Origin of the sequence: Brevundimonas sp., assembly GCF_031082345.1 — a bacterium.
Lineage (GTDB): Bacteria > Pseudomonadota > Alphaproteobacteria > Caulobacterales > Caulobacteraceae > Brevundimonas.
The window spans coordinates 1-11,218 of the sequence record NZ_JAVHLH010000072.1 but is presented as its reverse complement, the minus strand read 5'-3'; the positions used below and the strand labels follow the sequence as shown (position 1 = coordinate 11,218).

Genomic DNA, 11,218 nt, shown 5'->3' with positions numbered 1-11,218 from the left:
GAGGCCCCCGTCGTCCCTTGCCAGCACGGCGCGGGCGTCGGTCCAGCGCAGGGTGGCGGCGGCGGCGTCCAGGTCGGGACCGTCCAGCCGGACCGCGCGGACGTCGGCGTCGGCCGCCCCCTCGATGCGGAAGGCTTCGAGCCAACCCGTCGTCCGGCCGTCGAGGCTCACCTCGGCGACGGCGTCGCGGGCGGCGAGGTCTCCGGCCGTGAGGCGGGCGGCGACGAGGCCGATGTTCAGTCGGGCCAGACCGTCGCCGCGACGGCGCTCCAGGTCCGGGTAGGGCAGGTCGCCGGTCACCGTGAGCCGGGTTCCGGCGCCGGTGAAACCGGGCAGGGTCGCCTGATCGGCCGAGGCTGCGGCCCGGACGGCCACCCGGTCCCCGGTGGTGGTCACGGCGAGGGTCGCGGTGAAGGCGCGCGCCTCGATCCCGCCGCTCCTGAGATCGGCCGCGGGCATCCGGGCGCTGAGCCGGATCAGCTTGCCGTCATCGATCCGGGCGTCTCCGAACACCCCGACGGGGCCGTATTCGGTGTCGAGCCGGACCCGCGCCTGCTCGACCAGCACCAGCGGCCCGCGCGCGTCCGGCTGCGGCGGCCGGCCCATGAACCGCTCGACCAGCGGATCGAGACTGCCGACCGAGAGCTCGCCGTCCCGGAACGAGACGCGGAGCACCGGGCGGATCAGCCGGATGCGGCTGGGCGTCACCCCCAGCCCCGCCTTCGACCAGGGCGCGCCGATGGCGTAGTCGACCTCGACCCGCTCGACCACGGCGTCGGGATTCCGCGGATCGCCGATGCGAATGCTGGCGACCAGCCCGTCGAGCTCGACCCGCTCGATCTCCATCTCGGCGGGGACGCCCTGCCGCTCAAGCCAGCCGACGAGGATCTGACGCGTCGCGGCCCGGCGGTTGAGGTAGAGCAGGGCGACGAGAACCAGCACGATGCACAGGGCCGCGCCCAGTCCGATCAGGACGCGGCGGGCGACCCGGCCTCGACGCGCCGGCGGCCGGACAGGCGCTGGGGCGGCGTCGCTCATGCCGAAACCTGGACGATCAACAAACAGGACTCCTGGAACAGCACAGGGGGCGTGACTATGGGCACACAGTACAGTGGCGCATCGGCCACTTTGAATGCAGGAACGGCGATATCAAGGCGGGGCGGGGGCGTGATCGCGAATACCTCAGCCAAACGTCGTCAATACACTGTTCGATCCCGGCGATAAGCTGGCGGCGTCCACAGCCTTTACCGTTGGTGACGGCGCCAGTTAACGGTCTGTAACGATCTCACTTCCCATGATGGGATCGACGGGTTATACGGCCTGTCTCGCGTCGGGGGGGTTCTTCAGGCGCGATCCTTGCTTCAGTGGCTTGGGCGCCGGTCGGCGCCGTCAGAAATATCGGGGACCGATGGCTCAGTTCGATCCACGTCGCCAACCGATGCGTCTAGCGCCTCACGCCCTTACGGCGGTCGCAGCGCTTTCGGTGGCTCTTCTTGCCGGTCGTGTATACCAGCCCGCGCAGGCTGAAGAAGTTCCGCCGCTGACTGCGGAGCAGATGGCCGCCATCGAGGCGCAGGCCTTCGCCGCCGCCGGCACTCCGGCCGGTCTGACCACCCCCGAAGCCATTCCCGTCCTGATACGCCGGGGCGAATCCTTTGAAGAGGCCGTGCGCCGCACCGGCATCGCCGCCGAAGAGGCCTCGGCCATCGCCGCCACCCTGTCCAACGCCATGGACATGAGCGCCATCCGCGCCGGCCTCCGCTTCGAAACCGCCATCGCCAAGCCCCGCGGCGGCCGCGGCGATCCCCGCCTGATCGGTCTGACCATGCGCACCGGCCCGGCCAGCCAGGTCACCGTGTCGCGCACCTTCGACGGCGCCCTGCGCCTGCGCGCGCTGGAGGAGAAGGTCACCGACGAGATCGTCGTCCTGAACGGCAAGGTCGAGGGGTCCCTGTCCCGGTCGGCCCAGCGCGAGGGCGTCCCCGCCTCCGTGCGCCGCAAGGCCGGCCAGCTGTTTTCGCACAAGTTCGACCTCGACCGCGACATCCGCGCCTCGGACGATTTCACCTATGTCTACGGACGCACGGTGACCGAGAACGGACGCACCATCGGCACCGACGGTCTGCTGTACGCCCAGCTGAAGGGCGTCGCCTTCTACCGGTTCCAGCCCGCCGGAGCCAAGGAGCCGCAGTATTTCGACGCCACGGGCAAGAACACCCGCTCGGCCTTCATGCGCACCCCGCTGGAGCGCGGCTTCCGCGTCTCGTCGTCGTTCGGCTTCCGTCGTCACCCGATCGCCGGCTATCGCAAGATGCACCAGGGCATCGACTTCGCCGCCGGCACCGGCACGCCGGTCGTGGCCCCCGCCGACGGCGTGGTGGTCGAGGCCCGGCGCTGGGGCGGCTACGGCAACTGGCTCCGCATCCGCCATTCGAACGGGTTGGAGACCGGCTACGGCCACCTGTCGCGCTACGCCTCGGGCATGCGCGCCGGCCAGCGGGTCCGCCAGGGCCAGGTCGTGGCCTATGTCGGCTCGACCGGCGCCTCGACCGGTCCGCACCTGCACTATGAAATCTGGCGCGGCGGCCGACGGATCAATCCGGCCGGCGTCCGCACCACCGAGGGCGTCGAGCTGTCGGGGGCCGATCTGGTCGCCTTCCGCGCCGAAAAGGCCCGGATCGACCGCATCATCGCCGCCGGCGGCGAGCGTCGTCCGCAGGTCCAGCGGGCGAGCCTGGACAGCGGTCTGCGCCCCGCCCAGGGCTGATCTTCCAACTCAGGTCGCCGGAGTCGCCGCGACAAGGGCGTCGTCGATCTCACGCGCCCGGACCGCGGCCTCGCGCCCGGACAGACGCGCCGCATAGGCCTTGAAGGCGTCGCGGGCGGGCAGGGTCCCGAACTGCAGGCCCCACATGATCTGGCTGCCGACATAGACATCCGCCGCCGAGAAGCGGTCGCCCAGGATCCACGGGCCGGGCGTCACCGCGCGTTCCAGCGTGTCCACCACCTGATCGAAACTGCCGTAGCCGGCCATCCTCGCCTTGTCGGCGGGCGCCAGCAGACCCAGCGCCTTGGCGGTGACCGCCGCCTCGAGCGGCCCGGCGGCGAAGAACAGCCAGCGCAGATACGTCCCGCGCGCCGGATCATCGAGCGCCGGGGCCAGATCCGCCGCCGGGAAGGCGTCCGCCAGCCAGGCGCAGATCGCCGCGCATTCGGTGACCGTCACCCCGCGCCAGGTGACGGCGGGCACCTTGCCCATCGGATTGATCGCCAGATATTCGGGCGCCTTCATCGTCGTGCCGTAATCCAGCACCACGGTGCGATAGGGACGGCCGACCTCCTCCAGCATCCAGCGCGCGATCCGTCCGCGCGACATGGGGTTGGTGTAGAAGACGATTTCGTCGTCGGACGGCTGGATCATCTGGACTCCCCTCGTGTTCCGCGGGGGCAACCTGGACCGACGGCGCGATGCTGCAAAGACGAAACATTCTCTGGGGACTGGCCGGCGGCGCGGCGCTGTCGGCGACCCTTGCCAGGCCTGGCTGGACGCAGTCACCCTTCCATTCGACGCGGATCGTGGTCGAGACCCGCGGCGACGGACCGGACCTGATCCTGATCCCGGGTCTCGCCTCCACCTCGGCGGTCTGGAGCCGGACCGCCGCCCGGCTGTCCGAGCGGCGGCGTCTTCATCTGGTGTCGGTGCGCGGCTTCGGCGAGCTGTCGGCCGGCGCCAACGCCGACGGCGCCATCATGAGCGCGGTGGCCGCCGAGGTGCGCCGCTACATCGCCGAGGCGAGACTGACGCGGCCAGCGATCATCGGCCACTCGATGGGCGGGCAGGTCGCTCTAAGGGTCGCAGCGGATGAGCCGGGTCGGGTCGGTCGGGTGATGACCGTCGACGCCTCGCCCTTCTTCCCGGCCCTGATCAGTCCCGGCGCCACGGTCGGCGACGTCGAGCCGATCGCCCAGGTCGCCTATCAGGCCGTCCAGTTTCTCGGCGACGAGGGGCTGCGCCAGCGCGGCCGGGCCCTCGGACTGGAACTCGGCGGCGCCGCCGACGCCGTCTTCGGCTCCATGGGCTGGCAGGGCGGCGACCGCCGCGTGCTGGCCCAGGCGCTCTACGAGGTCATGACCGTGGACCTGCGCCACCGGCTGCCCGACGTCACCGCTCCGGTGACGGTGGTCTACGGCTGGAGTCGCGACGAGGCCTCGCCCCGCGCCCGCGCCGACAGCCTGTTTCGCGGGGCCTACGCCTCCCTGCCCCGCCCGGCCGTCTTCGAGCGCATCGAGGGCGCCGAGCACATGGTCATGATCGACCAGCCGAGCCGCTTCCTCGCGGCGGTGGAGCGGTTCCTCGCCTGACCGCTCAGTCCGCGTCGGGCTGATTGTCGGGGCGGGCGGCGATGAAGGCAGGGTGGCCAGCCGCGGCGGCGTCGATGGCCAGCAGGCGCGGGAAGGCGTCCAGCGCAACGTTGAAGCGGCGGGCGGAATAGATCTGGGGGATCAGATAGCAGTCGGCCAGGGACGGGGCCGCGCCGAAGCACCAGCCGTCGCCATGGACCCCGACCAGCGCCTCCAGCGCCTCGAAGCCGGGGACAATCCAGCGGGCCGCCCAGGCGTCGACGGCCGCCTGGGCGGCGCCGAAGGTCTCACGCAGGGCCTTGCCGACGCGCAGGTTGTTGAGCGGATGGATGTCGCAGCCGATCAGGGCCGCCATGGCCCTGACATGGGCGCGGTCGACGGCGTCGGCGGGCAGCAGCGGCGGGAGCGGATAGGTCTCCTCGAGCCATTCGAGGATGGCCGGGCTCTGGGTCAGGACGGCGCCGTCGATCTCAAGCGCCGGGACCATGCCCTGCGGGTTCAGGGCGACGAAGGCCTCTGAGCGGTGGGCGCCGGTGCGCAGGTCGACGCCCTGCTGATCGTAGGTCAGACCCTTGAGGTTCAGGGCGATGCGGGCCCGATACGCGGCGCCCGAGCGCCAGTAGCCGTGCAGGATCATCGGGGCCTCATGGTGAAGGTCAGGGACGCCAGGCCGCCGATCGCCGCCTCGACCCGGTCGCCCGGCTGGAGCGCGCCGACGCCTTCGGGGGTGCCGGTGAAGATCAGGTCGCCCGGCCGGACCTCCCACAGGGTGCGGGCCTTGGCGAGGATTTCATCCGGGGCCCAGACCATGTCGTCCAGCCGCCCGGACTGTCGGGCCTCGCCGTTCACCGACAGGGTGATCGGCGCGGCCGGGTCCGGCAGGGGGCCGAGGGTCAGGGCGCCGCAGGGCGCCGACTGGTCGAAGCCCTTGGCCGCGTCCCACGGACGACCCTTGGCCTTGGCGGCCGCCTGCAGGTCGCGGCGGGTCAGGTCGCAGCCGACGGCCCAGCCGGCGATCTCGCCGTCCTCGCCGATGGCGCAGACCAGCTCGACCTCGTGGTGCAGGTCCGACGTGGCGGTCGGATATTGCGGGTCGGCGCCGTCGGTGACCAGGGCGTCGGCCGGCTTGGAGAAGAAGAAGGGTTCGGCGCGCTCGTGACCCATCTCGCGGGCATGGGCGGCGTAATTCTGGCCGACGCAGAGGATGCGGCGGACAGGCAGTCGTTCGGCCTGGCCGACGATGGGCAGGGACGGGGTCGAGGCGGGCGGGAACAGCCAATCGGTCATGACCGTTTGTCTAGGCCGGGAAGCGCCGCTTCGCCAGCGTGCGCCATGCTGCGTTGCGGAACCGGCACGTCGCGGTGGCGTTCCTGCTCAGGGTTCTCTATTTAATCGTCAAGCTTGTAGAGCGGAGCGCGCACATGGCCACCACCAAGGCAGCACGGACAGCCGTGAAGAACGACATCAATACGCTGAAGGACGACCTCAAGACTCTGGGGTCCGAGGAAAAGGCGCGCCTGCGCGAAAAGGCGACAGCGGCCGAGACCCGCCTGCGCGCCAAGGCGGCCGAGACGGAAGCGCGCCTGCGCGAACAGTCGGAAGTCATGCGCGATCGCGCCCGGGGCTATTACGACACGGCCCGCGAGCGCGGCCGGGAATACTATGACGAAGCCTCCGAGCGTATCGACGAGGCCCAGCGCTATCTCACCGAACGGGTGCAGGAGCGTCCGATGCAATCGACCGCCATCGCGCTCGGGGTCGGCGTCGTGCTCGGCATGCTGCTCGCCGGTCGCCGCCGCTGATGTTGGGCGCAGGGCTGGCCCGCAAGCTGGCGAGGAAGGCTGTCGCGGCGGCCGTGGCGGCCGGGGCGGCGCTGGTCGCCGTGATCGCATTCGGCGCCACGATCTTCTACGCCCTGTGTCTCGTCGTCGTGCCGCTCGCCGCGGCCGCCCTGACGATGCTGTTGTTCGCCCTGGCGTCGCTGGCCGTGGTCATGATCTTCCTGGGCCGTGAGGCGCACGAGGAGGAGGTCGAGGAGGACGAGCCCGTCGGTCTGGGCGAAAGGGCCTTCACCCTGTTCCGGCAGCGTCCGATCCTGGGCACGGTGGCCGCCCTGGCGGGCGGCTGGATCTTCCTGCGCAACCCCGCCCTGGCGACCATGGTCGCGGCGGCCTTCACTGAGACATCGCACGGCCGTCGACGTCGTTGAGGCGGAACGGGGTTCGGTCCGGAGAGTTGATCTGACGGGCGCGGCGATCGTGAGCCGCTCCTTTGGATCAACATTCCGGGAGTTCGCTCATGCTTCGCTGGGCCCTCATCTTCCTCGTACTCGCGCTCGTCGCCGGCGCCCTCGGCGCGGGTGGCGTCGCGGGGCTGTCGATGAACATCGCCTATGTGCTGTTCGTCGTTTTCCTCATCCTGCTGGTGGTGCATTTCTTCCAGGGCCGAAGAGGCACAAGACTCTAGTCTGACCCCCTGAACGTGAAGAGGGCCGTGGTCGTGGACCGCGGCCCTTTTCCATGCCCGCTTCGGACCCGTCAGGTCGCCGCCTGCTCGCGCTGGCCCGGGGTGTTCGGGTCCGGGGCGGTGGAGCGTTTGCGCGTGTCCTGACGGCGCGGAAGGCGCCATGTCTGCCCGGGCTCGAAGCGGTCGCCGGTCCAGGTGATGGCGGTGACCACGATCTCGTTCGCGTCCCAGTCGATCTGGTTGAAGCTCGGCGGCGCGCCGCGCTCGCGATCCGACAGGGTCCCGCACCCGACCGCATAGGAGCAGTGGTCGGCCAGCCGTATCGGGAGAGCAAACGGGACATGAACGTGGCCGGTGGCGATCAGATCGACGCCCGCCTCGGCGAAGATCGCCGCGGCGGCGGCGCCGCGCTTGACCTCGCCCGTCATCGGCGCGCCGATCATCTCCACCAGCGGATGGTGGCAGGCGAGAATGCGCAAGGCCCCCGCCGGCGCCTGGCGCAACGCCTCGGCGGCGTCGCGGGTCTGGTTCAGGTCGATCACGCCTTTCGACCAGTTGAGCCGCGCCTGCCAGCCTCGCGCCGTGACCACGCCGCGCACCATCACGGCATCGGAGAGGAACTGGTGGTCGTGGGCCGGGTGGCCGATGGCGTGCTCGAACGCCCGCCACGGATAGAACAGGCGGGCCCCCAGGCTCCAGTAGGGCACATCGTGATTGCCGACGATGACGAAGGTCGGCTCGGGCATGCGCCGGATCCAGTCGCCGGCGGCGGCGAACTCGTCCGGGAGCCCCTGCTGGGTGACGTCGCCGGTGATCAGGATCAGATCGGAGGGGACGGCGTGGGCGTAGTCCAGCGCGGCGGCGCAGGCGTCGCGGTGCTCACGGCCGAAATGAACGTCCGAGAATTGCAGCACGCGCCCCACTAGACGCTGTCCTCCGCCGCTGCCGGGATCGGCGCGAGAGCCTGGAAGGCCCTGGGGATGAAACGCACCCTGGCCTTGTGATGCAGCAGCATCGGTTCGCCATCGACCACGGCCGGAATTCGGGAGCGGGCGCTGAGCTCGACCCGCCGGGTCGCCCGGGTGATCACGGCAGGGTCCTGGCGCCAGTCGTCGAGCACGGCGTGGGCGGCCAGGCGGAAGGCCTGCACCGCGTCGGCAGGATTCATCGCCGCCGCCTCCAGGCCCGTATCCTCCTCCATCGCCCGCGAAATCATCGGGCTGATCAGCACCAGCGCCTCGGCGCGGCGAGCAGGTTGGCCGTCCAGGGCGAACCGCATCTGACCGGTGAAGGCGCGCTTCAGGGCCCGCCGCGCATAGGCCCAGGCCAGGCCCAGCCTGCCGACGCGAATGGCCTCGCGCGCCGGGGCCCACAGGGCGGGCGAACCGAAGATCGCGGCGCAGAAGAAGGCCCGGGTGGTGTCGCCGTCCGAAACCTCGCCGCCGGCCACGATCTGCGGCGCCCCCTCCTCCAGCGCGACCTTCAGCGCCGCCTTCCAGTCAGAGGTGCCGTAGAGCGCGCGCGGCAACATGTTCATGGTGCCGCCGGGAAGGGGCGCCACCAGCGGTCCATCCGCGCCGGCCCGTGACGCGATCGTGCCTGCGGTGCCGTCGCCGGCGAGGACGAACAACACATCGGGGCGGGCCTTGAGCGCCGCCTCGACCTGCGCGTCGAACTGCCCCGCCTCCAGCGTCACCACGGAGGCCTCGCAGGCGTAGCGCTCAAGAATGGCCTCGGCCTCCTGCGCCGCCCCCTGCCCGACGCCGCCGGACAGCGGATTGACCAGCATCATGACCCGCTTCAGCGGCACGTGGCGGGTCAGCTCGCGCGAGTCCGCGACCGGCGTGTCCGGCGTGGCTTCAGGCGCGGACGTGGGTTCGGCCGCCGGAGTCAGGGTTGCGCTCATGCCGCCCGAACGTCCCGCCCGGGGCGATGTTCCGGGCGGGAGGCCGAAGCGTGGCTGTTTATTTCTTCAGTTCGTCCGAGGCCGCGGCGGCGCCCGCCTGGGCCGCGTCGCCGGCCTTGGCCGCGGCCTCTCCGGCGGCTTCGCCGGCCTGGTCGGCGACCTTCGGGGCCTCGCCCCGCACCTTGGAGACGGCGCTGGAAATCCACCCGTCCATCATGGCCCCGCCTTCCGCCAGCGACTTCTCCTTGACGCCGAGCGCGGCGGTCAGAACCCCGAACAGGGCCAGGAGGATAATCAGCAGGCTGATGAACGGATTGCCCCGTCGCCGCTTGCTGCGCGCCCACACGGGACTGTGATCGGCATCATCCGCCATGCGGACCGGTTGAGAAAAACGCATACGAAACCCCCGTCTCTCGCCCCATGCGGGGCCATCCACGCCCCCTGCGCGGCGTACTGCAAAGCCTAATACAGGCTTAACCAACAGCATAGCGTTGGAACCGTCACGCTTATCCAGCATTATCACCCGTGGGGCGAACCCGAGGGATGAAGGACATACCCATGAAAAGAGCAATCATCGCGATCGCCGGCGCCGGCCTGCTGGCCTCCGCCTGCGCCAGCGATCCGTACGGCAACAGCAACGAAACCGTCCGCCAGGGCGCGATCGGCGCCGGCATCGGCGCAGTCGCCGGCGCCATCATCGGCAACAATGTCGGCGACGGCAACGCCGGAACCGGCGCGGCCATCGGCGCTGTCGTCGGCGGCGCCGCGGGCGCGATCCGCGGCTCGCAGCAGGATCGGGCCAACCAGCAGCGCTACCGCGACAGCCAGGGCCGGTACTACTACTGCTACGACGGTCGTCAGACCGAATGCTATTGGGAAAACGGTCAGCGCCGCTACTAGGCGCGCCGGGATTTCGTGAGTGATCAGGGCGGTTCGTCAGCGACGGGCCGCCCTTTTTCCTGAGAGGGCTGGAATGAAGGCGCTGACTGTAATTCTCGCCGTGGGCGGGCTGGCCGTCGCCGGATGCGCCGGGCCGCCGTGGATGCGCGACCGCAGCGCCCTGGTCACAGAGCCGAGCGTCTGCGCGCCGCAACGGTTCGAAGTCTATTTCCGCGACAGCGAGGCGGGGCTGACGGACTCGGCCCGGAACGCCATCGCCCTGACCGCGACCCAGCTGCAGGGCTGTGACATCCGCAAGGTCGAGGTCATCGGCCTGGCCGACGCGCGCGGCGGGGCGACCGCCAATATGGACCTGTCCCAGCGCCGGGCCCTCGCCGTGGCCGAGGCGCTTGAGGCGGCCGGCTGGCCGTCGCCCGCCTTCACCCTTGTCGGGGCCGGCGATACAGGGTCGGTGACAGCCGGCGGGGCCAATGAGCCGATGCGCCGCCGGACCGAGGTTCTGGTCGACGCCGCGCCGCGTTGAAACGGGCGGACTGAGACAGCACGACGCGTGACGGGGGCGCCGGGAGGCGGCTAAGGTCGCCGCGTGACCCGCCTCCTCAAACTGATCCTCCTCCTCGCCCTGATGTGCGTTCCGTCCATGGCGACGGCGCAGGACGGGCGCGTGCAGCGCACCGAGCGGATCGCCGCCGAACTGGTCGCCATGTCGCAATGGGCCGCGCCCGGCTCGACCGCCATCGTGGCGGTGCGGCAGGACATCGAACCGGGCTGGCACACCTACTGGCGCAATCCGGGCGATTCCGGCGCGGCCACGACCCTGACCTGGACCCTGCCCGCGGGCGTCGGCGCCGGCGACATCGTCTGGCCCCTGCCCGAGCGGCAGCGGCTCTCGGGGCTGATGAACTACGGCTACGCCGGCGAGGTCTATCTGCCGGTCCCGATCGAAATCCCGGCGAGCGCGCGGCCGGGGACGGATTTGCCGCTGACGGTGCGGGCGCTGTTCTTCGTCTGCAGCGACGAGATGTGCGTGCCGGACGAACTGACCCTCACGCTGGCGTTGCCGATCCGGGAAGGCGCCGCGCCGCTCGATCCGCGCCATGGCGCCGCCATTCAGACGATCCTGGAGACCGCGCCCCGGCCGGCGGGCGTCGAGGCCCGCGTGGCTCTCGAGAACGGCGTCCTGACGCTGAGCGCCGCCGGCGGGCCGCTGGCCGGGCGCGATCCCGGCCCCAGCTATTTCTTCCCGTTCGAGGCCGGGATCGTCGACCATCCCGCGCCCCAGAGCGGCGCGTGGGGGCCGCAGGGCCTGACCCTGCGGATGCAGGCGGGCGGCCAGCTGCGGAGCGGAAGCCTCGAGGGCCCCGTCGCCGGGGTGCTGGCCACGGCGCACGGCGCCTGGGAAGTGACCGCCGAACTCGGCGCCCCTCTGGCGGGAAGCACAGGCTCCGGCGACCTGGCGCCGGCGGAGGACGCCCCGACCGGGGCCGCGACGGCGGACGGCGGGGGTCTGGTCCGCTTCGTCCAGGCGGCCCTGTTCGCCTTGCTGGGCGGGTTGATCCTGAACCTGATGCCCTGCGTCTTCCC

14 protein-coding genes and 1 pseudogene are annotated in these 11,218 nt (G+C 71.0%); 8 read left to right on the top strand and 7 right to left on the bottom strand.

The window, feature by feature from the left end; genetic code table 11:
• Positions 1 to 1,038 (bottom strand): annotated as a pseudogene (locus RDU12_RS06685) (C4-dicarboxylate ABC transporter); the annotation flags it as partial.
• 370 nt (positions 1,039 to 1,408) lie between these two features.
• On the opposite strand from RDU12_RS06685, the gene RDU12_RS06680 reads away from it, so the two are divergent.
• Complete coding sequence (locus RDU12_RS06680) at positions 1,409 to 2,767, top strand: peptidoglycan DD-metalloendopeptidase family protein (protein ID WP_374990195.1); 1,359 nt, start codon at positions 1,409 to 1,411, stop codon at positions 2,765 to 2,767.
• Between the two features lie 9 nt (positions 2,768 to 2,776).
• Here the strand turns inward: RDU12_RS06680 and RDU12_RS06675 are convergent, their stop codons facing one another.
• On the bottom strand, positions 2,777 to 3,421 hold the full coding sequence (locus RDU12_RS06675; RefSeq protein WP_300290148.1) for a glutathione S-transferase family protein: 645 nt from the start codon (positions 3,419 to 3,421) through the stop codon (positions 2,777 to 2,779).
• Positions 3,422 to 3,468: 47 nt separating this feature from the next.
• Between RDU12_RS06675 and RDU12_RS06670 the strand changes: the two genes are divergently transcribed.
• Complete coding sequence (locus RDU12_RS06670) at positions 3,469 to 4,362, top strand: alpha/beta hydrolase (RefSeq protein ID WP_300290147.1); 894 nt, start codon at positions 3,469 to 3,471, stop codon at positions 4,360 to 4,362.
• Between the two features lie 4 nt (positions 4,363 to 4,366).
• On the opposite strand, the gene maiA is transcribed toward RDU12_RS06670, so the two are convergent.
• Positions 4,367 to 4,999: a maleylacetoacetate isomerase gene (gene maiA / locus RDU12_RS06665; protein WP_300290146.1), complete on the bottom strand. Its 633-nt coding sequence runs from the start codon at positions 4,997 to 4,999 to the stop codon at positions 4,367 to 4,369.
• Positions 4,996 to 5,649, bottom strand: a complete 654-nt coding sequence (locus RDU12_RS06660; protein ID WP_300290145.1) for a fumarylacetoacetate hydrolase family protein — start codon at positions 5,647 to 5,649, stop codon at positions 4,996 to 4,998. The genes maiA and RDU12_RS06660 overlap by 4 nt, the downstream gene beginning before the upstream one ends.
• 134 nt (positions 5,650 to 5,783) lie before the next feature.
• Between RDU12_RS06660 and RDU12_RS06655 the strand changes: the two genes are divergently transcribed.
• The 3 genes from RDU12_RS06655 (at position 5,784) to RDU12_RS06645 (ending at position 6,828) form a co-directional block, all read left to right on the top strand.
• Entirely contained in the window at positions 5,784 to 6,164 is a 381-nt protein-coding gene (locus RDU12_RS06655) for a YqjD family protein (protein WP_300290144.1), read from the top strand.
• On the top strand, positions 6,164 to 6,571 hold the full coding sequence (locus RDU12_RS06650) for a hypothetical protein (protein WP_300290143.1): 408 nt from the start codon (positions 6,164 to 6,166) through the stop codon (positions 6,569 to 6,571). The genes RDU12_RS06655 and RDU12_RS06650 overlap by 1 nt, the downstream gene beginning before the upstream one ends.
• A gap of 89 nt (positions 6,572 to 6,660) precedes the next feature.
• Complete coding sequence (locus RDU12_RS06645) at positions 6,661 to 6,828, top strand: DUF1328 family protein (protein ID WP_300290142.1); 168 nt, start codon at positions 6,661 to 6,663, stop codon at positions 6,826 to 6,828.
• A gap of 71 nt (positions 6,829 to 6,899) precedes the next feature.
• Here RDU12_RS06645 and RDU12_RS06640 read toward each other — a convergent pair whose 3' ends face one another.
• From RDU12_RS06640 to RDU12_RS06630, 3 genes are read right to left on the bottom strand one after another with little or no spacing between them, the layout of a single operon-like run.
• On the bottom strand, positions 6,900 to 7,751 hold the full coding sequence (locus tag RDU12_RS06640; RefSeq protein WP_308684319.1) for a metallophosphoesterase: 852 nt from the start codon (positions 7,749 to 7,751) through the stop codon (positions 6,900 to 6,902).
• Positions 7,751 to 8,734: a diacylglycerol kinase family protein gene (locus RDU12_RS06635; RefSeq protein ID WP_308684318.1), complete on the bottom strand. Its 984-nt coding sequence runs from the start codon at positions 8,732 to 8,734 to the stop codon at positions 7,751 to 7,753. Before RDU12_RS06635 ends, RDU12_RS06640 begins: the two co-directional genes overlap by 1 nt.
• A gap of 58 nt (positions 8,735 to 8,792) precedes the next feature.
• Positions 8,793 to 9,131 carry a hypothetical protein gene (locus RDU12_RS06630; RefSeq protein WP_308684317.1) on the bottom strand — a complete coding sequence of 113 codons (339 nt, stop codon included), beginning with the start codon at positions 9,129 to 9,131 and terminating at the stop codon, positions 8,793 to 8,795.
• Between the two features lie 161 nt (positions 9,132 to 9,292).
• Between RDU12_RS06630 and RDU12_RS06625 the strand changes: the two genes are divergently transcribed.
• From RDU12_RS06625 to RDU12_RS06615, 3 genes are all read left to right on the top strand, one after another.
• Positions 9,293 to 9,634, top strand: coding sequence for a YMGG-like glycine zipper-containing protein (locus RDU12_RS06625; RefSeq protein ID WP_308684316.1), 342 nt, complete (start codon positions 9,293 to 9,295; stop codon positions 9,632 to 9,634).
• A 73-nt stretch (positions 9,635 to 9,707) separates the two neighbouring features.
• Positions 9,708 to 10,157, top strand: coding sequence for an OmpA family protein (locus RDU12_RS06620; protein ID WP_308684315.1), 450 nt, complete (start codon positions 9,708 to 9,710; stop codon positions 10,155 to 10,157).
• Positions 10,158 to 10,220: 63 nt separating this feature from the next.
• On the top strand, positions 10,221 to 11,218 hold a 998-nt coding region (locus RDU12_RS06615; protein WP_308684314.1), incomplete at its 3' end, for a protein-disulfide reductase DsbD domain-containing protein.